Below are 18753 nucleotides of genomic sequence, written 5' to 3' on the forward strand. Positions count from 1 at the left end.
TGTTCCCGCGTTAGCGACAGTTGTATACCTGCGAATATCAGCCGACGGCCGACGTCAGGACCGACCCGGTGCTTTCGGTGATGACTTGGCCGTTGACGGCGGCGCTGGAGGCGATGTTCGCGTCGTGGCGTGCCGGCGTTTCCAAACCCCACCGGCCGGCGGGCAGCCGAGTCGCGACGGCCAACGCGGCGGTCGCCGCAGCCGCCGATCCCGTCGCCTGCGCCCAGCCGATCGGGCCCACCGGCGTACAGCCCAGCAGCTGGCTGACTCCCGGGGTGCTGATCATCAGCATGAATGCGGCCAACGACCCGGCGGAGGTGAGCAGCACCAGCGGCGCCTGCGAATCCACCAGGGTTTGGCCCAGTTCAGCGGACACCAACGCGATCAATGCGACGGTGGACGCGCGTTGCGGCGTCCCGGTGACCGAAGCCATCGTCCACGCCGCCGTGCCGGCTGCGGCGGTGATCGCTCCGCGGACCGCCACTGCCCGCCACAGCGTGCGTTCGTCGATGCCCTGCCGGACGTGCTGTACCGGTCCGCTGGGTGTGCTGACTGCAAGAGCCGTGGCCGGCAGCGCGTCGGTCAACGTGTTCATCAGCAGCAGTTGGCGGGTGTTGAGCGGCGAGTTCCCGGTGATCGCAGTGCCGATGACGGAGAAGATCACCTCGCCGGCGTTTCCGCCGAGCAAGCCGGCCACCGCCGCCTGCACTCCGCGCCACAGTCGGCGGCCTTCGTCGATGGCGGCCACCAGCGACTCGATACGGCCATCGGTCAGCACCACGTCGGCCACGGTGTGGGCCGCGTCGCTGCCGCGGGCGACGACACCGATGCCGATGGTGGCGGCCCGGATCGCCGCCGCGTCGTTCGCACCGTCGCCCACCATGGCCGTCACCCGTCCGGCCCGCTCCAACGTCTGGACGATTTGCACCTTGTTCTCCGGTGACATCCGGGCGAAGATCACTCGCTCGGACACCACTCGCTCCTGATCTTTGCGGGACAACTCGTTCCACTCGGATCCGGTGATGACCTGATCGTGGGTCACCGGCAGGCCCAGTTCCGCGACGATCGCGGTGGCCGTGATGGGATGATCACCGGTGATTAGCCGGATGGCCACTCCCCGCTCGGCCAGGTCGGCCAGCAACTGCGGCGCTTCGGGTCGCGGGGTATCGGCGAGCCCGAGAAAGCCGGTCAGCGACAACCCGTCGTCGCACAAGTCCATGATGGTGTCTTCGTCAGCCTGTACCGCCCGAACCTGTTTGGCGGTCAGCTTCCGCCGTGCCACCGCGATGACCCGCAATCCTTCGGCCGCCAGTTCACGCACCGTGGGGTCCATGCTCGCGCCGACGTCCGGGCAAGCCGCCAGCACCACTTCCGGTGCGCCCTTGACGGTCAACTCCGCTCCCGACACCGACGCCGAGAAGGCCCGACCGGAGCGGAACGGCAAGTGGGCGTCCGGTTCAGACCAGTGACCCGAACCGTTGGCCGCGGCCGCTGCTTCGACGATGGCCTGGTCGGTGGCGTGCGCGTGCGCGGCGCTTTCGGGCGCCGGTGCGGCCTGGGCTGCACAGTGCAGCACGTCCTCGCGCGAATACGTCGACACCGGATGCACGTGCGCGACCCGCAGCCGGTTTTCGCTCAGGGTTCCGGTCTTGTCGAAGCAGATCACTTCGACGCGGCCGAGCGCCTCCACCGACCGTGGCACCCGCACCAGGGCACCGGAACCGGTCAGGCGCTGAGCCGAGGCATGTTGCGCCAGTGTCGCCATCAGCGGCATTCCCTCCGGGACCGCGGCGATCGCGACCGCGATGGCGTTACCCAGTGCTTGGCGCAGGCCTCCGCCGCGCAGCAATCCGAGCCCACCGACCAGCGCGCCACCGCCGACACTGACCGGGAAGGCCCGAGTGACGAGCTGGCTGAGGTGATGCTGCAAGCCGACTTCGGGCAGGTCGCCCGACGCCAGTTCGGCCGCCCGGCGCGTCTGGGTGTCGGCTCCGACGGCGGTGACCAGCGCGAGCGCGGTGCCGGCAACGACGGTGGTGCCGGCGTAGAGCATGCAGCGGCGGTCGGCGAGATCGGCCCCCGGGGTCGCTTCGACCTGCTTGTCCACCGACAGCGACTCACCGGTGAGCGACGATTCGTCGACCTCGAGGTCCTGTTCTTCGATCACTCGGGCGTCGGCGGGCACCACTTCGTTGCTGCGCACCTCGATGAGATCGCCCGGCAGCAACTGCTCCGAGATCACTTCGCTGTATGTCTGCGCACCATCCGCGCCGACCGCGACTTTGCGGGCCGACGGGGTCTGTTGCGCCAGCAGAAGGTTCAGCCGGTTCTCGGCCCGCAGCCGTTGCGCGGCAGCGAGGATCGAGTTTCCAGTCAATACCGTGCCGACCATCACCGCGTCGATCGGCGACCCCAACATCGCGGTGGCCGCCGAACACAATGCCAGCACCGGAGTCAGCGGGTCCGACAGCTCCGCCCGGACGGCCTTGACGAACTGCCAGACCGCGTTGGGTTGCGCCGTGCTCGGTTGGAGGGCATCGCGGGCCCCCTGTGTCTCTGCTTCGGAGTCGGCCGGCACCAACAGCTCGCGGACCTGCTCGACCGACATCGCGTGCCACTCGTAGGCGGGCGCCGGCCTCGGCGAGGCCATCCGGACTACGTCACGGGCCAGCAGGTATCCCGAGAGCATGCCGGCCCCGGCGCCGAGAGTCACGGGTCCGGGCCCATGCCCGCGCCCACGGCGGAGACCCCGGACGCCGGGCACCATCAGCAGCGCCCCCAGCGACGACGCGCCGGTGGAGATCGCGATGCCGCGTTCAGTTGCGGCCCTGGCGGCGGGCAGCGCGCGCAGCACCTGCCACGCGCCGGCCAGGTCGGCCAGGATCAGATCCGCATCCCACGGCGGCGCGGCTTCGCCGGTGGGCATGACACCCAACGCCACGTCCGCGCGGGAAAGCGCTTGTGCGCCGGTTGATGACAGCACCGCAACGGTGCGGCCGGCCTGTTGCAAATCGGTCACCGCGTCGGCCAGCGCCTCGTCGACGGCGCCGTCCCGGACCGGCCGGATGTCGTCGAAGGCGGGCCGCAACTCGCCGAGGATGTCGGCGTCGACCGAGACCATCTCCGCGCCGGACGCGCGTGCCTCGGCCACCACCGCGGACGCCAGGGGCTGCTGCGCGGGCAGGACGAGCGCCTCGACCGCGCCGTTTTGTCGGGATCTGCGGGTTGTTATGCCGGGAATCGGATGCCAACCGGGGCGCAGGCCGGATTGTTCGAGCAGGCGTTGAGCCTGTTCCCAGGCCTCGGTCAGCTCGTCGTCGCGGGCACCGCGGACCCGCACCACACGTAAGGCGTCATCGCACAACGTGCGGGGGTCAATCAACAGTGCGTCGACCTTGTCGAGGCGTCGCAGGCTCTCCGGGCGCAACGGCAGCACCGCGTGCCGGTCGGCCAGGCCTTGGCCAAGCGTCGCCGCGAACGACTCGCGGGTGGTGCGCATGGCTTTGGGCGCGGTGACCACCGCGGCCGTCGCCGCCATGCCGACGTTGCGGGTGAACGCACCGACCAGCGCAGTACCCAGCACCTGGACGACGGCAACGCGCTTGGTGTGTCGTTCGACCGGCCCTTCCGGCGCCGGCACCGGCCGCGACGGCCGGTGAACCTCGGTGTGGTCGGCATACTTGGCCAGATCCGGTTCGTAGCGGGCCCAGGCCTGCGCCTCGGCGCGGCACTCGGCGGCCTTGAGCGCCTGCATCATCAGATCCACCGACAGCGATGCCGGCGACAAGGTGACGATGTGCGCGATCGTGGTGGCCGTCGACAGCACGGTGTCCGTCGCGGTGGTGCCGATTCGGTCCTCGAGCTGGCGCCGCAGCCACGGTTGGTAGTTGGCGATCGCCACGGCGGCGTCGACAGCGGTCGGCAGGCGCGGCCACCGCAGCGCCCGTCCCACCAGTGCGATGCCGAGGCCCGCTGCGTTCAGGCCCACCATCGCGCCGGTGGTCGCCAGCAATAAACCATCGCCCGGCAGGCTGCCGGCCCCGGTGCCGGCGCCGTCGGTCGGCCGGCAGCGCTTTTCGGCGTCGTCGACGACCGGACACAGGTCACGCAGCGACGCCTGATCACCGTCGATTTCGACGACAACCCGCGATAGCGTGCGGTTCAGGCTGGCCGAGGTGACGCCGGGCTGTGCCAGCAGGGCGTCGACCACAGCGCGCCCGCGTTCGTCGCCGCCCGCGCCGTTCAGCCCGCGTACCTCGATCCACGCCCGGTTATCACCGCGCCAGCAACGCCGAGTCAGCGTCGAGCTGGAAATCTCGCCGGACAGTACCTTGACGCCTTCGCGGACCGGAATAGTCGCGATGTCGAACGCGGCCGACGCGACCGTCCCGACGGTCTCGGTGGCGGCTGCCGCACCCTGCATCGTTGCGCCGACGAGCGCGGTGGTTGCCTGCATTCCTTTTGCGGCCGCGCGCAGCGGCGTGGATAGTTGCACGATTCGACGGTACGCAATCGTGAATCAGCGACGGCCGCGCGACTGCGTGCCGCGTGATTGCCGTGCCGTTGCCCGCTTGGACGGAGACTTTTGTCGTGCCGGGGATTTCGCCGCGGACGACTTGGTGGGGCGAGTCGATTTGGTGGGGCCCGACTTGGCCGGGGCCGGCTTGGCCGGCGTGGGCGCCGTGTCGCGCGAATGGTTCAGCCGCCGCAACACCAATGCGCCACCACCGACGGCCACCAGCACCGGCCACTCGACCAAACCGGTGGCGCCCAGGGCGCCCAGCGTCAGTGCGGCCGCCGCCGTCGAGCGATTGTCCCCATTGAGGCCGCGCTGGATGCCGTTCGCGGCGCCTGTCACACCAGTGACGACGGCACCGCCCATCGCGCTCGCGGCGGCAGTGGTCGTCGTTGCCGCGCGGCCCACCGTTCGCCTTACGTTGCGTACTGTGCCGTCGACAACACCCATCATGACTCCTTGACGTTTCATTGTTTTTCGCGTTTGCGCCGGTTGTGTGCCCGTACGCGCGCAGAGTTCACCCGATGAACTCGATTGTGTCCGCATTCGCCGCTCTATTGGGCTACGGAGGCCGAACGCATAGACAACTCATATCAAGCGTCCCGCACGTCCACCAGCACCGGCGCGTGATCGCTGGGGGCTTTGCCTTTGCGTTCTTCGCGGACAATCTGGGCGTCGGTGACCCGGTCGGCCAGCGCAGGTGAGGCGAGGATGAAATCGATACGCATGCCCCGCCGTTTGGGGAACGCCAGCCGGGTGTAGTCCCAGTAGGTGTACACGCCCGGGCCCGGCGTGAAAGGCCGCACCACATCGGTGAATTGCGCGTCGACGATCGCGTTGAACGCTTTACGTTCCGGCTCGGAGACATGCGTGCAGCCCTGGTAGTACTCGACGCTCCAGATGTCGTCGTCGATTGGGGCGATATTCCAGTCGCCCACCAGCGCGATCGGCGCTGACGGATCGGTGCGAAGCCAACCCTCCGCCGTATCACGCAGTGCGGCAAGCCAATCGAGCTTGTATGTGTAGTGGGGATCACCCAGGGCCCGGCCGTTGGGCACGTAGAGACTCCACACTCGGACCCCACCGCAGGTGGCGCCCAGCGCACGGGCTTCGGCTGCGGCCTCTAGTTCCGGCTTACTGCTCCAGGTGGGCTGACCCTCGAAGCCGACCTCGATGTCGTCAAGGCCGACCCGCGATGCGATCGCCACGCCATTCCATTGGTTGAACCCGCAATGCGCCACCTCATAGCCCAATTCGAGAAACGGCAGCGTCGGAAACTGCTCGTCGGAGCATTTGGTCTCCTGCATGGCAAGCACGTCGACGTCGCCGCGTTCCAGCCAATCGAGCACCCGGTCCAGCCGGGAGCGAATCGAATTCACGTTCCAGGTGGCCAGCCGCAGCATCCCTACAGCGTAGGTCGGTGCAGCGATTCGGCTGGATGCGGCTCTGGCGGGGGAATTCATGAAAGACGCGGCCCAGATGAACGACGAGATGGCCACCCTGGCAAATGCCTGCCCGACCTGACCGCCCGAAAGCCAGATAATGGCGGGATGGCTCCACCGGTTCTTCGTATCTTGCTGGGTGTGGTGTCGCTGATTGGCAGCGCGCTGGTGGCGTTCAACCCGGGGCCGCCGGGGTTCCGCGCGAGTCGTTCCTTAACCGGCGTGGGTGTCATGCTCATCGCCGGTGCCGTCTGGATGATCGTCGCAGCGTGGCGCGACCACCGCGACGTGAAAGCTGCGGGCTACGGGCGGCATTCCAGCGGGAACCCATCCCGCCACGCCGCACAAGAGAGCCGAACCAGCAAGATCCGCCTCTGGGCCAGCCTTGCCATCGCTACCCCGGCCAGCTGCTGGATGCTGTGGTGGGGGATCGATTCTGGCTACCTGTCGCTGGTTGGACTGGGAATCATCGGCGTCGCGTTCAGTGTGGTCGCACTCGTCACCTTGGTTCTCTATCCCGACCTCAGATAGACCAGAACACCAAAACCGCTCAACCCGAGCGTGATTCGGGGTCCCACGGATCATCAACGGCGTTAATGGCACCCCATCCGATCGAGTCGCACTTGGCGAAGTCGAGTTGCTCGTCAAGCCCGACAGTGTTGTCGACGATGTAGGCTACATACACCGGAAAGTTCTTCATCCCAGCATGAATTCGAGTTCCTGCCTGCAGGCTCGCGATGACGATCGCCGGTACCCAGACGAACTGGCCGGCCTCATCGATTCGATGGCGATAAACTCCGGTTGTGTTCGGTCCCAGTCGAACTGCGCCGAGGGATGATATTTGACGGGCCTCGTGAAGATCGCCGAGAAGTAGTCGTCGCGATCCGGGCCGGGAATGCGGTCGTAGTCGATATCGACGAGCTCGAAACTCGCCACGCTCACCCCCGTTTGCCGGCGCGTGGGCTTGACGCTACACCCGCCTGCCGGACACCCACGTTGACGATCGGTGATGCATGACCTGCGTCCTAGGCATTCCAGCCGTCGTTGATGCCTATGCTGGGCCCGTGGTGACGGTCCGCGAAACTAATGCGGTCGCGCCGCTGTGGCGGGCGGCGCAGGTGTTTCGTGCACTGAGTTGCCTGTATGCGTTGGGGTTTCAGATCGCGGTCAACTCCGACCTAGAGCAGCCCACGCTGGCGTGGATTCTGTGCACGCTCTTGCTCGGTGTCAGTGCGGTGTACGCGATCGCCTACGTCAAGGGCTTTGGGCGCCGGCCCGCATGGGTGGTCGCGGAGATCGTGATCGTGGTCGCGCTGATGTGGTCCAACAGGATTGTGGCGTCGGTGCAGTGGGCGTCTGACAATCAAACCTGGCCCACCACTCTGTGGGCGACCAACCCGACGATTTCGGCGGCTCTGCTGTCCGGGCCGGTCGCCGGGATGACGACTGGGCTGGTGGTGATGGCCACGAATTTCGCGGTGAAGAACTATTTGACCTTCGACTTCACCCACAATGCCACCCTGATCATCGAGGTCGCACTCGGCCTGGCCATCGGTATGGCCGCCGGCACTGCGCGTCGCGCCCACGCCGAACTGCAGCAGGCAATCCGGCTGTCCGTCGCGGTCGAGGAACGCGAACGCCTGTCTCGTCACGTGCATGACGGCGTGATCCAGGTGCTGGCGCTGGTCACCAAACGGGGCCGCGAGATCGGCGGGGCTGCAGCCGAACTGGCGGACCTGGCCGGCGAACAGGAACGAGCGCTGCGCCGGCTGGTCGCGGCGGCGGACTTCAGTCGCGACGGCGACGCGCAGGCTGTCGATCTGCGCACCTTGTTGGCCCGACGCCAAGACGACCACGTGTCACTGAGTTTGCCGGCCACGCCGGTGCCGCTCGAGCGGCGGGTAGCCGAGGAGCTCGACGCGGCGGTCGGCAACGCGCTGGACAACGTGCGCGCTCACGCCGGCCCACAGGCTCGAGCGTTCGTGCTGCTGGAAGATCTCGAGAATGTGGTCACGGTCAGCGTCCGCGACGACGGGATCGGGATCGGCGCCGGCCGCCTCGAGGAAGCCGCCGGCCAGGGCCATGTTGGTATTTCTCAGTCGATTGTGGGACGGCTGGAGTCGTTGGGGGGCAGCGCGCAATTGAGCACCGACGTCGGCGAAGGCACCGAATGGGAACTCACCGTCCCACACCGGGAGAAACGTCGTGGCTGAGCAGAAGCCTCTGTCGGTGATGGTGGTCGACGACCATCCGATCTGGCGCGACGCGGTGGCCCGCGACCTGGCTGCGCGCGGCTTCACGGTAGCCGCCACCGCCGACAGCGTTGCCGCTGCGCGCCGCCGCGCCGCGGTGGTCAAACCTGATGTGGTGCTGATGGACATGCGACTGGCCGACGGCGACGGCGTGCAGGCGACTATCGAAGTGATCGAGGTCTCGCCGTCATCGCGGGTGCTGGTGCTGTCGGCCTCCGATGAACACGACGATGTCCTGCAAGCCGTCAAAGCCGGCGCGCTGGGGTATCTGGTGAAGAGCGCATCAAGCGCTGAGCTGGCCGAAGCGGTGCGCGCCACCGCGGCAGGGCGTCCGGTGTTTACCGCGGGCTTGGCGGGACTGGTGCTGGGGGAGTACCGGCGTCTGGAACGTTCCCGTCAGGCCGGGCCGGGCACACCCGCGTTGACGGAGCGCGAGACCGAGGTGTTGCGTTTCGTCGCGAAAGGGTTGTCGGCCAAGCAGATCGCTGAGAAGCTCTCACTGAGCCACCGCACTGTGGAAAACCACGTCCAGGCGACATTTCGTAAGCTGCAGGTCGCCAACCGGGTGGAGTTAACCCGCTACGCCATCGAACACGGGCTGCACGAGTAGCCGGCGAAGTCGAGTAGTTCTACTCATCCTTTGCGGCGCGCCGGAAGACATCGTGGCAGGTATGACCCAACCGCACGCTGTCATCACCCGCCTGTCCGCTGATTTCGAGTCGATCTCGCGGCAAATGTCGCGGGTCTCCGGCGACTTGGCTGAACTCGACCGCTACTTCACCAGCTGGGCGGCGGCCGCTGCACCTATTGCGACACCGGCCCCGGAGCAGCCTCGGCCAGCACCCCGTACCGCGCCCCCGCCGGCCGCACAGTCAGCGCAGTGGGGCGAGCCGCCACCGCCGCCGGCCTGGACGCCTCCGCGTGAGCCGCGCGAGTGGCGGCTTCCGGATGCGAGTGTGATCGGCAAGGTTCTGGCTGTCGCCGGGGTCGCTGTCACGTTGGTCGGTGTGGTGTTGCTGCTGGTCCTGGCGGCCAAAGTGGGTCTGCTGCGCCCTGAGATTCGGGTGCTCGGCGGCGCCGCCCTTGCCGCCGCGCTCGTCGGGGTGGGTGCGCGGCTGCACGGCCAACCGGGTGGGCGGATCGGGGCGATCGCGCTGGCCGCCACGGGCATCGCCGCCGGCTACCTCGACGTCATCGCCGTGACCACCATTTACCGGTGGGTGCCGGCCGCGGTCGGACTGGCTGCCGCCGCCGCGGTGGGTGCAGCGGGTCTTGCCGTGGCGCGGCGGTGGAACTCGGAGCACCTCGGTCTTCTGGTGCTGGTCCCGCTGATCGGGCTGGCGCCTGTGATTACCCGTGGCCTCGACCTGATGCTGACCGGTTTCATGCTTGCCCTGTCCGCTGCAGCCCTGGCGGTGCAGTGGGGCAAGGACTGGATCTGGATGTTCGCCGCCCGCATCGCGGCACCCACCGTGCCGCTGCTGATCGCACTGGCCGCCCGTGGCGTCACCGAGAACCCGTGGGTATTCGGCGGCTTATGCGGGCTGGCGGCGCTGCTGGCCATCGTCTCCGGGCTGACGATGATCCCCACCATCACCGCCACGACCGCACTTACTTTGCTGACCGCGGCCGGCACCCTGCCGGTGCTGGCCTGCGGCGTCACCGTGGACCGGTTGCTGGCCACGCTGCTGACTGGAAGTTTGGCCGCTGGCCTGCTCGCACTCGTCATGCTGGGCACCGGCCTGCCGCGCATCGTCGTGCAGGTCTGGTCGGCGTTGTCCGCGGTGTCGGTGCTCATTGCGGTCAACACCGCGTTTCACGGCTACCTGGTAGCTCCTGTGTTGCTGGCGATGGCGATCACGGTCGCCGTCGCAGGGCGCAAGGATGCGATTGCGCGTTGGGTCGCAGCAGGGTTCGGTGGCATCGGAATCCTGGTGTTCCTCAGCGCCGCCCACCCCACCAACCTGCTGCACGGTACCGCGGTGGCGACGTCTGTTGCGGTCGCCACAATGGTCACCAGCCTGCTGGCCATCGCCTACGTGGCCGTCATGTACCCGATGCACGCGCTCGTCGCCGGGCGCGACCCCGACGTCGCACGGGTGCTGGCTGGCGTCGGCGCCGGATATCTCGTCTACTCGGTCACTATGTTCACCGTCACCGCCGGTGTTCTGCTCGGCGGCACCAGCGCCGGGTTCCTGGCCGGGCACATGGTGGCCACCATCTGCTGGATCGCCATGGCCGCAACACTATTCATCTACGCTCGCAGATCCTCAGGCCAGCGGCGCACCATGGCCGTCACCGGCGGGCTGGTCCTGACTGCAGCGGCCATCGCCAAGCTGTTCCTGTTCGACCTGGGCACCCTCGACGGCATCTTCCGCGTCACCGCGTTCATCGTCGTCGGCCTGGCGCTGCTTGCCATGGGCGCGGGCTACGCCCGTTCTCTGGCGCAGTGCGACACCCCGGCCCACTGAATCTGTTCTACAGAAAGGTATTTGGACACATCATGCCCACAATGACGGGTCTTCCCTCTCCTGAGGAGCTGGCCGCGGCCACACCCGCGGAGCGCGATCGCGCCCTGGACGTCATACGCATCACTGCCCTGATCGCCGTCGTCACCGGCCACACCGTGATGGCGATCAGCACCATCCGTGGCGGCGTGCTCATCTGGGACAACCTGCTCACCACATCCGTTGCATTCCAAGCACTCACCTGGGTTTTCCAGATCATGCCGCTGTTCTTCTTCGCCGGTGCCGCCGCCTGCCTGACCTCGTGGCAACCCGGCGCCAACTGGGGCAGCTGGCTGATGACCCGCTGCACCCGCCTGTTCCGTCCGGTGTTCTACTACCTCGGATTCTGGGCCGCAGCACTGTATCTCCTGCATCCACTTGTGCCACAGCACGTCTACGACCCCATCGCCGGCGTCTCCACCCAGGCGATGTGGTTCCTCGGCGCCTACGTGCTGGTGCTGGCCGCGATGCCGATGCTGTACCGGATCACCACCACCGCCCGCCTGGCCGGCGGCGTTGCCGCCGTCTACGGGACCATCGCGATTATCGACGTCATGCGGCTGCATTGGGATGCCGCGTCACCGCTGGGTTACCTAAACCTCGCCGTCTGGCTGATCCCGGCCATGTTCGGCGTCGCCTACCGCCGCCACCTGCTCACGGCACGTACCGCACTCGCGACCGCCGCCGGCGTCTTCGCCATCAACCTGGCCCTGGCCTGGTGGGGGCCATATCAGGTGAGCATGGTCGGCACCGGCGACCACCATCTGTCCAACACCAGCCCCCCGTCACTGCTTCTGGCCGGCCACGCCATCATCCTGAGCCTCATCGCGATCGCCGCCGCCCCCGCCATCGGACGCTGGGCGCGACGACCACGCGTGTGGTGGTGGACCGCACTCGGCAATTCCGGCGCCATGACGCTCTACCTGTGGCACATCCCCGCCCTGCTGGGCATCCACCTGTTGTTCGACGAACTCGGCCTGCCCCGCTACCCCGGCCAGCCCAACTTCGCCGTCATCAGCATTGCGCAACTAGTACTGATGGCCGGCGTCGTCGCCATCCTCTTCGTGGCACTGCGGCCCTTGGAGAACGATCCGCTACCCGGCTGGGACGGCGCCGCACCCGTCGACACCGCCGGTCGAGGCGCCGCGATCGGCGCGCTGCTGTGCGTCGCCGGGGCAACGACATTGGTGGCGATCCACTGGGGCCTCAAAGACGTGGGACTGTACTTCGAAGCCATCACGGTGACCGCTCTGCTGACCGCCCGGGCGCTCGCAACACGGCCCCGCACGCAACTCCACCAGCCAGTCATGGTCGATCCAGCACGCATTCGGCCGTCAGGTAGCGGCAGCGGTGCTGCGGGGTAAAACCCAGCGACTCGAAAACGTTGAGCGCCGCCGCAGTGTCGACAACCTGCGCGTAGCCGCGGGTCGCGCCGCGATCAGCGCCCCAGGCCAGTAGCGCCGCGCACACCGCCCGGGCGTGGCCCTGTCCGCGGTGGTCGGCGGCCACGCGTACCTCTGAGAGGCCCACCCATCGGCTGCCGTCCGGAGCAGCTGTCAGCGCGGCCCGTCCGATCGCGACGCCCACGCGGCTGCCGAACATCACCTCGCCGTCGACGACGGCGGTCAGCACCTCGACCGGCACGTCGCGGGCATAGCAATCCAGCCAGTCGGCTGTCGGGTGTTGCTCCAGCGTGACGCTCGGGTGCGGCTGCTGCTCTAGCGTGACGTTCGGCAGCTCGCACACCAGCATCCGGGTTTCACATTCGGCGGGTGTGTCGTCCGGCAGACGCAGCAGCCGGTCCGGAACGGCCAGTAATGGCCTTAGCCCGCGACTCGTATACCAGTCGACGATTGCGGTGATAGTGGCGGTGCTGGCTGAAAACTCCAGTGGCACAGCACTGTTAGCGCGCCGCGTCGACCCGTGTGCGGCGCGTAACAACCAGCCGTCGAGCCAGTGCTGTTCCACACCGGGCCAGGCCAGCGCGGCAGCGTGCTCGACGGCGCGGATCTGCGAGTTGCGCACCGGCACATCGGTCAGGCGGCGCACCGTCACCGCGTCGGCCGGGGCGAACTCGACGATGTCACCTGCCCGCGTCTGCACCCGCACCACCGGGTCGAGTTGCAGGAGATGACCTACCGCGTCGGTCAGCGGTGGCACCGAACCGGTGGGCCGGCGGTAGCGCACCGTCACCCGGGTTCCGATCGGGGGCCACGAAACCATCAGTGACCGAACGGATCCGGTCCCTCGCCCGGTGTCCAAGACAACCCGGGAACGCCCCAGCCCTGCGATTTGACTGCCCGCTTAGCGGACCGGGCGTGCCGGCCGATCAACCGGTCCAGGTAGAGGAAACCGTCCAGGTGGCCGGTCTCGTGTTGCAGCATGCGGGCGAACAGGCCGGTGCCCTCGATCGTGACCGGATTGGCGTCGGCGTCGAGCCCGCTCACTCGCGCCCAGGCTGCCCGCCCGGTCGGAAACGACTCGCCGGGCACCGATAGACAACCCTCGTCGTCGCGATCCGGATCGGGCATGGTCTCGGGCACCTCGGACGTCTCCAGCACCGGATTGACCACCACCCCGCGGCGGCGTTTCGTCTGCCCCCGGTCGTCCGCGCAGTCGTAGACGAAAACCCGCATTCCCACGCCGATCTGATTGGCGGCCAGGCCAACCCCGTGGGCGGCATCCATCGTGTCGTAGAGGGTCGTGATCAATTCCGCCAAGTCGGCCGGTAGCGAACCGTCCGCGGCCACCGGCACCGGGTTGGTGGGGGTGTGCAGGACGGGATCACCCACGATGCGAATGGGTACGACTGCCATGGTCGGCAAGCTTAAGCCTGCCGGCGATTCGCGCCGCGAAGTGGCGTGGCAATCGAAACTTCGCCGAGCGACTCGCGGGCGAGGGTTACGTGTCAACACTTATCGCCGTGGTTGAATATTCGCCGATACAGCGTGCATTCGAGGTTCGAACGGTCTTGGAAGGGTCACAGGAGCGATATGGACAGCGCCATGGCGCGGGCTAATCGATCGGGGGACAACTCTGAAATCGCCGATGGGCTAACCCGCCGCGAACACGACATCCTGGCCTTCGAGCGGCAATGGTGGAAATACGCCGGCGCCAAAGAAGAAGCCATCAAAGAGTTGTTCTCGATGTCGGCGACCCGCTATTACCAAGTGCTCAACGCACTGGTCGATCGACCCGAAGCGTTAGCCGCCGACCCGATGCTGGTGAAGCGGCTGCGACGGCTGCGCGCCAGCCGGCAGAAAGCCCGAGCCGCGCGGCGGCTCGGCTTCGAGGTCACCTGAGGTCCTGTTGAGGTGCGACGCTTCCCGGCGTCGTTGTGGGTTCTGGCCCAGTCCTGGATACAGTGGCGTCGATGAATGAACGCGTTCCGGATTCTTCCGGGCTTCCGCTGCGGGCCATGGTGATGGTGCTGCTGTTTCTCGGCGTCATTTTCCTGTTGGTCGGCTTTCAGGCCATGGGATCGGGCGGAAACTCCGACGACGACTCGTCGGGTTCGGCCGTGTCGACCAGCGCCATGCCGCCGAAGACGCGGACACCGGCCAAGGCGCAGGTGCGAGTGTTCAACATTTCCGATCAAGAGGGCATCGCCGGTCGCACCGCCGACCAGCTCAAGGCTGAGGGCTACGACGTCACCGAAGTCGGCAACCTCCCGTCGTTAGACGATGTCACGGCGACCACGGTGTATTTCACCGATGCGCCCGGGGAGCACGAGACAGCCGACGCCGTGGGCAAGCTGCTGGGCGCGCCGGTCGAACCGCGAATCCCCGACATCGCCGACCAACCGCCCGGCGTGATCGTTGTCGTCACGGGCTAGTCTTTTCCCATGCTGAAGCCCGCCAAAAGCCGCACCGTCGTCGTCGCTGCACTCGCAGCACTTACCGCTCCCGTTGCGTTGCTGAGTGCGTGTTCGCCGCCCAACGAGTCGCCGGCCTCGTCGCCCGGCACCACGCCGTCGGTGTGGACCGGATCGCCGGCGCCGGCCAATACGCCGCCCGAAGGTGGACCGGTCCCGCCAGACACGCTGACCGCGCACCTGAAGTCACCGGACGGCACCAAGGTCGCGACGGCAAAATTCGAGTTCGACCAGGGGTATGTGACCGTGACAGTTCAAACCACCGGCCTGGGCCAGTTGACGCCCGGCTTCCACGGGATGCACGTCCACAAGGTGGGCAAGTGTGAGCCCGACTCGGTCGCTTCGCCCGGCGGAGAGTCGGGCAACTTCAACTCGGCCGGCGGGCATTACCAGGCGCCCGGGCACAGCGGGGGCCCCATGAGCGGTGACCTGACGTCGCTGCAGGTGCGTAAGGACGGTGCGGCGCTGCTGGTGACCACCACCGACGCGTTCACCAAAGAGGACCTGACGTCCGGCGAGGGCACCTCGATCGTCATTCACGCCGACGCGGACAACTTCGGCAACATCCCGGACCGCTACCAAGTCAACGGAACACCGGGTCCCGATCAGACCACCATGTCCACCGGCGACGCCGGCAAGCGGGTGGCGTGCGGTGTCATCGGCGCCGGTTAGCGAATCAGCTGGCAGGGTACCCACGCGTGTGGATTTCGCCGCCTCACCACGGCCGACGCTCGGCGTCGAATGGGAGTTCGCGCTGGTCGACGCGCAAACGCGTGACCTGAGCAACGAAGCCGCTGCTGTCATGACTGACATCGGCGAAAACCCGCGCGTCCACAAGGAACTGCTGCGCAACACCGTTGAAATCGTCAGCGGTGTCTGCGACTACACCGCCGAGGCGATGGAGGATCTCGGCGCCACCCTGGGCACCGTCCGCCAGATCGTCCGCGACCGGGGCATGGAATTGTTCTGTGCAGGTGGACACCCGTTCGCGCGGTGGTCCACTCAAAAGTTCACCGACGCACCGCGTTACGCCGAGCTGATCAAACGCACCCAGTGGTGGGGACGACAGATGCTGATCTGGGGTGTGCACGTGCACGTCGGGCTGTCCTCGGCCCACAAGGTGATGCCGATCATGTCGTCGTTGTTGAACTATTATCCGCATCTGCTGGCGCTGTCGGCGTCGTCGCCGTGGTGGGGCGGCGAGGACACCGGATACCCGAGCAATCGGGCGATGATGTTTCAGCAGCTGCCCACCGCCGGGCTGCCGTTTCAGTTCCAGACCTGGGCGCAGTTCGAAAGGTTCGTGTACGACCAGAAGAAGACCGGCATCATCGACGACATCAACGAAATCCGTTGGGACATCCGGCCTTCGCCCCACAACGGCACCCTGGAGGTGCGGGTCTGCGACGGGGTGTCCAACGTGCGCGAACTGGGCGCGCTGGTGGCATTGACGCACTGCCTGGTCGTCGATCTGGACCGGCGACTCGACGGCGGTGAGGCACTGCCGACGATGCCGCCCTGGCACCACCAGGAGAACAAGTGGCGCGCCGCCCGCTACGGACTGGATGCGGTGATCATCCTCGACGCCGACAGCAACGAACGCCTGGTCACCGACGATCTGGTCGACCTGCTCAACCGCCTTGAGCCCATTGCAAAATCGCTGCGCTGCACCGATGAACTGGCCGCTGTCGCAGATATCTGGCAGCTGGGGGCGTCGTATCAGCGGCAGCGCCGCGTCGCCGAAGAACATGACGGCGACCTGCGTGCAGTCGTCGACTCGCTGGTCGCCGAGTTGGATATCTGATCATGGCTCCCGCGGCCGTCTATCCAGAACCCTTCGCGCTGGCGATGTTTCCGCTCGAGTCGGCGCTGTTGCCCGACGAGGACCTGCCACTGCGTATCTTCGAACCCCGCTATACCGCACTGGTGGCCGACTGCATGCGCAGCTCCGATCCGCGGTTCGGAGTTGTGTTGATCTCGCGCGGCCGCGAGGTCGGCGGCGGTGATGCGCGCTGCGAGGTGGGTACGCTGGCCGAAATCACCGAATGCACCGAGCTCGGTTCTGGGCGGTATGCGCTGCGCTGCCGGACGCGCGAGCGAATTCAGGTGTGCGACTGGCTGTCTGACAACCCCTACCCGCGGGCGATGGTGCGGGTCTGGCCCGATGAGCCAGGCGCCTCGCTGACCGACAGCCAGCTAAGCGAACTCGAGGAGCGGGTGATGGCACTGTTCGAGCGGATCGCTGCCGCACGTGGTGTGGCACTCCCGAGTCGCGATGTGCTGCTGGGTATCGGCGATGCGGCCGATCCCGGCGCGCGACTGTACGCGTTGGCATCGCGTGTCCCGCTCGGCCAAGCCGATCGCTACGCGGTGTTGTCGGCGCCGTCCGTGGCCGATCGGCTGGCGGCTCTCGACGAGGCCATCGAGACCGTCGCCGCGATGATCGAGTTTCAGCTGTCCGACTAACTTTCGTCTTGCCGATCAGCACTGGACGACACCGGCACCACCGGCAGCGCTGCCAGCGGGAACAACCCGCTTACCGCGAACGCCAACGGGTAGCCCGCCACCATGATCAGTTCGGCGAACAGCGGTGGCGCAACCGCCACCACCAGTCGCTCGAAGGTGTTCTGTTTGCCCAGCGCCCATCCGCTCCAGAACGGCCCGGCAATCTCCGGGATCTTGGTGAACGGCAACCCGTTGTCGCCGGTGATCCCGGCTGCGACGACCATGACCGCCACTGCAATCGGCGAGCCCAGCTGATCGGCACACGCCAGCGCCAGCATGACCACGGTGGTGGCGACGGCGATCTTGCGGACCGGCCGCATCCGCGATCCGATCCGATCCGCCCATCGGCCGGCGGCGATGCGGCCTAACGCGCCGAGGATTTGCGAGGTGCCCACCAACACACCCGCCCACGCCAGCGATAGGTGGTGCTCGCTGATGAACCAAATCAGCATGAACGTCAGAACCACCGGCTGGGGCACCATCAGTAGCGCCGACGCGAAATGAATTCGCCACAGCGGTGTTCCGCGGTAGAGGTCGGCCAGCTCGTGCGCCTTGACTTTCGGCCGCTCGGGACGCGGCGGGTCGTGCACCCCTACCGCGCTGGCCACCGCCGCCACCGCGCACAGTGTTGCCGGAAACAGCAGCGCCACCGAGAAATTGCGTTTGGCCAATTCCGGCACCACGATCGCGGCAACCGCGATGCCGAGCGGCTGCGCGGTCTGGCGGATACCCATCGCCAGGGCGCGTTGGTCATCTCCGAACAAGCCGGTCACCAGCCGGCCGCTGGACGTGATGGTGCTGGCCGCGGCCATGCCGCCGAGGACCAGAAACGCCCCCATCGCCATCATTGAGTGCACCGACGCGGCGGCAAAGCCGGCCGCCGCAGTGAGTCCCAAGCCCACCGTGAGCACGATCCGCTCACCGAGCCGGTCGAGTAGATAACCCCAGGGGATCAGGGTCAGCATCATGCCGAAGCTCGGCGCCGACGCCAGCAGCGCGGCCTCGGCCAGGCTGGTGCCATGGCGAGCCAAGGCGGGGATCAGGAAAGCCACGCCGTTGATGAAGACGTTGGCGGCCAGCGTCGCTGCCAACGAGACGGCCAGCATCGACCAGCGCCTGGTGGCGCTGATCCCTTCGGTCGTCTCGGTGCTCAAGGTCGCGCTCTCCCGGTCGTTGGGTCCGCCACCGTGACTCGGACGGCGTAGACAACTGCGCTGGCGGCGAACATGACAGCAGTGAGCATCAGCCAGCGTCCGAGGAAGGGTTCTTGCGTCAGTCCGGTGTCTTCGAAATACAGTGTTGCGCCTTGCCGGATGATGTCGGGGAAGAAAATGAGCAGTATCAGCCCGGATCCCAGCGCCGGCACCCGCAGATAGTTGCGCACCGGGACACCGGACGGCTCGCGCCGTCGGCCCGGGATGCCGAGCAGTCGATCGGCGAGCGCATAGATCGGAAACAGTACGAGGTCATGCAGGATGATCGCGGCGGCGAACCACAGCGCCATCGATTTCCACCAAGTGCCTTCCGGCACCCACAACGTCGACGGTTTGGCCGTGACGATGATGTAGCCCAGCAACGCAAAGCCGGCCAGCATCGTCAGCAGGTGTAACGGATTGGAGCCGTATAGCCTGCGGAAAGCTGTTGCCGCCCCGGACAT

General features: G+C 67.2%; 19 protein-coding genes. 10 read left to right on the forward strand and 9 right to left on the reverse strand.

What is annotated here, in order from left to right; translation table 11 throughout:
* Positions 1 to 37: 37 nt before the first annotated feature.
* The 3 genes from AC5Y42_RS01140 to AC5Y42_RS01150 all read right to left on the reverse strand — a co-directional run bounded on the left by AC5Y42_RS01140 (position 38) and on the right by AC5Y42_RS01150 (position 5916).
* Positions 38 to 4456, reverse strand: coding sequence for a cation-translocating P-type ATPase (locus AC5Y42_RS01140; protein WP_499895812.1), 4419 nt, complete (start codon positions 4454 to 4456; stop codon positions 38 to 40).
* Between the two features lie 63 nt (positions 4457 to 4519).
* Positions 4520 to 4966, reverse strand: a complete 447-nt coding sequence (locus AC5Y42_RS01145) for a hypothetical protein (protein ID WP_499895137.1) — start codon at positions 4964 to 4966, stop codon at positions 4520 to 4522.
* Positions 4967 to 5109: 143 nt separating this feature from the next.
* On the reverse strand, positions 5110 to 5916 hold the full coding sequence (locus AC5Y42_RS01150; protein ID WP_499895814.1) for an exodeoxyribonuclease III: 807 nt from the start codon (positions 5914 to 5916) through the stop codon (positions 5110 to 5112).
* A gap of 150 nt (positions 5917 to 6066) precedes the next feature.
* Here AC5Y42_RS01150 and AC5Y42_RS01155 point away from each other — a divergent pair, with 150 nt between their 5' ends.
* Entirely contained in the window at positions 6067 to 6489 is a 423-nt protein-coding gene (locus AC5Y42_RS01155) for a hypothetical protein (protein WP_499895139.1), read from the forward strand.
* A 19-nt stretch (positions 6490 to 6508) separates the two neighbouring features.
* Here AC5Y42_RS01155 and AC5Y42_RS01160 read toward each other — a convergent pair whose 3' ends face one another.
* Positions 6509 to 6658: a hypothetical protein gene (locus tag AC5Y42_RS01160; RefSeq protein WP_499895142.1), complete on the reverse strand. Its 150-nt coding sequence runs from the start codon at positions 6656 to 6658 to the stop codon at positions 6509 to 6511.
* Positions 6655 to 6894 (reverse strand): hypothetical protein, encoded by a 240-nt coding sequence (locus tag AC5Y42_RS01165; protein ID WP_499895143.1) that lies wholly within the window; start codon positions 6892 to 6894, stop codon positions 6655 to 6657. Before AC5Y42_RS01165 ends, AC5Y42_RS01160 begins: the two co-directional genes overlap by 4 nt.
* A gap of 131 nt (positions 6895 to 7025) precedes the next feature.
* Here AC5Y42_RS01165 and macS point away from each other — a divergent pair, with 131 nt between their 5' ends.
* The 4 genes from macS to AC5Y42_RS01185 all read left to right on the forward strand — a co-directional run bounded on the left by macS (position 7026) and on the right by AC5Y42_RS01185 (position 12081).
* Positions 7026 to 8171, forward strand: coding sequence for a MacS family sensor histidine kinase (gene macS / locus AC5Y42_RS01170; RefSeq protein ID WP_499895145.1), 1146 nt, complete (start codon positions 7026 to 7028; stop codon positions 8169 to 8171).
* 19 nt (positions 8172 to 8190) lie between these two features.
* Positions 8191 to 8820 carry a response regulator gene (locus tag AC5Y42_RS01175; RefSeq protein WP_499895816.1) on the forward strand — a complete coding sequence of 210 codons (630 nt, stop codon included), beginning with the start codon at positions 8191 to 8193 and terminating at the stop codon, positions 8818 to 8820.
* 61 nt (positions 8821 to 8881) lie between these two features.
* Complete coding sequence (locus AC5Y42_RS01180; protein WP_499895146.1) at positions 8882 to 10681, forward strand: DUF2339 domain-containing protein; 1800 nt, start codon at positions 8882 to 8884, stop codon at positions 10679 to 10681.
* Positions 10682 to 10713: 32 nt separating this feature from the next.
* The gene (locus AC5Y42_RS01185; RefSeq protein WP_499895148.1) at positions 10714 to 12081 is read left to right on the forward strand and encodes an acyltransferase family protein; all 1368 of its coding nucleotides are present in this window, start codon (positions 10714 to 10716) and stop codon (positions 12079 to 12081) included.
* On the opposite strand, the gene AC5Y42_RS01190 is transcribed toward AC5Y42_RS01185, so the two are convergent.
* Both AC5Y42_RS01190 and AC5Y42_RS01195 read right to left on the reverse strand, forming a co-directional pair.
* Positions 12023 to 12940, reverse strand: a complete 918-nt coding sequence (locus AC5Y42_RS01190; RefSeq protein WP_499895150.1) for an N-acetylglutamate synthase, CG3035 family — start codon at positions 12938 to 12940, stop codon at positions 12023 to 12025. The genes AC5Y42_RS01185 and AC5Y42_RS01190 overlap by 59 nt on opposite strands.
* Positions 12940 to 13533: a peptide deformylase gene (locus AC5Y42_RS01195; RefSeq protein ID WP_499895152.1), complete on the reverse strand. Its 594-nt coding sequence runs from the start codon at positions 13531 to 13533 to the stop codon at positions 12940 to 12942. Before AC5Y42_RS01195 ends, AC5Y42_RS01190 begins: the two co-directional genes overlap by 1 nt.
* A 177-nt stretch (positions 13534 to 13710) precedes the next feature.
* On the opposite strand from AC5Y42_RS01195, the gene napA reads away from it, so the two are divergent.
* From napA to AC5Y42_RS01220, 5 genes are all read left to right on the forward strand, one after another.
* Entirely contained in the window at positions 13711 to 14019 is a 309-nt protein-coding gene (gene napA, locus AC5Y42_RS01200; RefSeq protein ID WP_499895154.1) for a nucleoid-associated protein NapA, read from the forward strand.
* A gap of 71 nt (positions 14020 to 14090) precedes the next feature.
* Positions 14091 to 14552, forward strand: coding sequence for a LytR C-terminal domain-containing protein (locus tag AC5Y42_RS01205; RefSeq protein WP_499895156.1), 462 nt, complete (start codon positions 14091 to 14093; stop codon positions 14550 to 14552).
* A 9-nt stretch (positions 14553 to 14561) separates the two neighbouring features.
* Positions 14562 to 15263 carry a superoxide dismutase[Cu-Zn] gene (gene sodC / locus AC5Y42_RS01210; RefSeq protein WP_499895158.1) on the forward strand — a complete coding sequence of 234 codons (702 nt, stop codon included), beginning with the start codon at positions 14562 to 14564 and terminating at the stop codon, positions 15261 to 15263.
* The gene (locus AC5Y42_RS01215; protein WP_499895160.1) at positions 15244 to 16395 is read left to right on the forward strand and encodes a glutamate--cysteine ligase; all 1152 of its coding nucleotides are present in this window, start codon (positions 15244 to 15246) and stop codon (positions 16393 to 16395) included. Before sodC ends, AC5Y42_RS01215 begins: the two co-directional genes overlap by 20 nt.
* Positions 16396 to 16397: 2 nt before the next feature.
* Positions 16398 to 17057 (forward strand): LON peptidase substrate-binding domain-containing protein, encoded by a 660-nt coding sequence (locus AC5Y42_RS01220; RefSeq protein ID WP_499895161.1) that lies wholly within the window; start codon positions 16398 to 16400, stop codon positions 17055 to 17057.
* Here the strand turns inward: AC5Y42_RS01220 and AC5Y42_RS01225 are convergent.
* Together AC5Y42_RS01225 and AC5Y42_RS01230 are read right to left on the reverse strand one after the other, a co-directional pair.
* A complete protein-coding gene (locus AC5Y42_RS01225; RefSeq protein ID WP_499895817.1) occupies positions 17054 to 18202 on the reverse strand; it encodes an MFS transporter in 1149 nt (382 codons plus the stop codon). The two genes, AC5Y42_RS01220 and AC5Y42_RS01225, sit on opposite strands and share 4 nt — an antisense overlap.
* Before the next feature lie 44 nt (positions 18203 to 18246).
* Positions 18247 to 18753 carry a hypothetical protein gene (locus tag AC5Y42_RS01230; RefSeq protein WP_499895163.1) on the reverse strand — a complete coding sequence of 169 codons (507 nt, stop codon included), beginning with the start codon at positions 18751 to 18753 and terminating at the stop codon, positions 18247 to 18249.

Source organism: Mycobacterium sp. NGS48 (assembly GCF_059812585.1).

What these genes read in the sequence shown, in the direction of transcription:
- AC5Y42_RS01140 (WP_499895812.1), bottom strand. Translation starts at nt 4,456, where the DNA reads ATGCAGGCAACCACCGCGCTCGTCGGCGCAACGATGCAGGGTGCGGCA.
- AC5Y42_RS01145 (WP_499895137.1), bottom strand. Translation starts at nt 4,966, where the DNA reads ATGGGTGTTGTCGACGGCACAGTACGCAACGTAAGGCGAACGGTGGGC.
- AC5Y42_RS01155 (WP_499895139.1), top strand. Translation starts at nt 6,067, where the DNA reads ATGGCTCCACCGGTTCTTCGTATCTTGCTGGGTGTGGTGTCGCTGATT.
- AC5Y42_RS01160 (WP_499895142.1), bottom strand. Translation starts at nt 6,658, where the DNA reads ATGAAGAACTTTCCGGTGTATGTAGCCTACATCGTCGACAACACTGTC.
- AC5Y42_RS01175 (WP_499895816.1), top strand. Translation starts at nt 8,191, where the DNA reads ATGGTGGTCGACGACCATCCGATCTGGCGCGACGCGGTGGCCCGCGAC.
- AC5Y42_RS01180 (WP_499895146.1), top strand. Translation starts at nt 8,882, where the DNA reads ATGACCCAACCGCACGCTGTCATCACCCGCCTGTCCGCTGATTTCGAG.
- AC5Y42_RS01185 (WP_499895148.1), top strand. Translation starts at nt 10,714, where the DNA reads ATGCCCACAATGACGGGTCTTCCCTCTCCTGAGGAGCTGGCCGCGGCC.
- AC5Y42_RS01190 (WP_499895150.1), bottom strand. Translation starts at nt 12,940, where the DNA reads ATGGTTTCGTGGCCCCCGATCGGAACCCGGGTGACGGTGCGCTACCGC.
- AC5Y42_RS01195 (WP_499895152.1), bottom strand. Translation starts at nt 13,533, where the DNA reads ATGGCAGTCGTACCCATTCGCATCGTGGGTGATCCCGTCCTGCACACC.
- napA (WP_499895154.1), top strand. Translation starts at nt 13,711, where the DNA reads ATGGACAGCGCCATGGCGCGGGCTAATCGATCGGGGGACAACTCTGAA.
- AC5Y42_RS01205 (WP_499895156.1), top strand. Translation starts at nt 14,091, where the DNA reads ATGAATGAACGCGTTCCGGATTCTTCCGGGCTTCCGCTGCGGGCCATG.
- sodC (WP_499895158.1), top strand. Translation starts at nt 14,562, where the DNA reads ATGCTGAAGCCCGCCAAAAGCCGCACCGTCGTCGTCGCTGCACTCGCA.
- AC5Y42_RS01220 (WP_499895161.1), top strand. Translation starts at nt 16,398, where the DNA reads ATGGCTCCCGCGGCCGTCTATCCAGAACCCTTCGCGCTGGCGATGTTT.
- AC5Y42_RS01225 (WP_499895817.1), bottom strand. Translation starts at nt 18,202, where the DNA reads ATGCTGGCCGTCTCGTTGGCAGCGACGCTGGCCGCCAACGTCTTCATC.
- AC5Y42_RS01230 (WP_499895163.1), bottom strand. Translation starts at nt 18,753, where the DNA reads ATGTCCGGGGCGGCAACAGCTTTCCGCAGGCTATACGGCTCCAATCCG.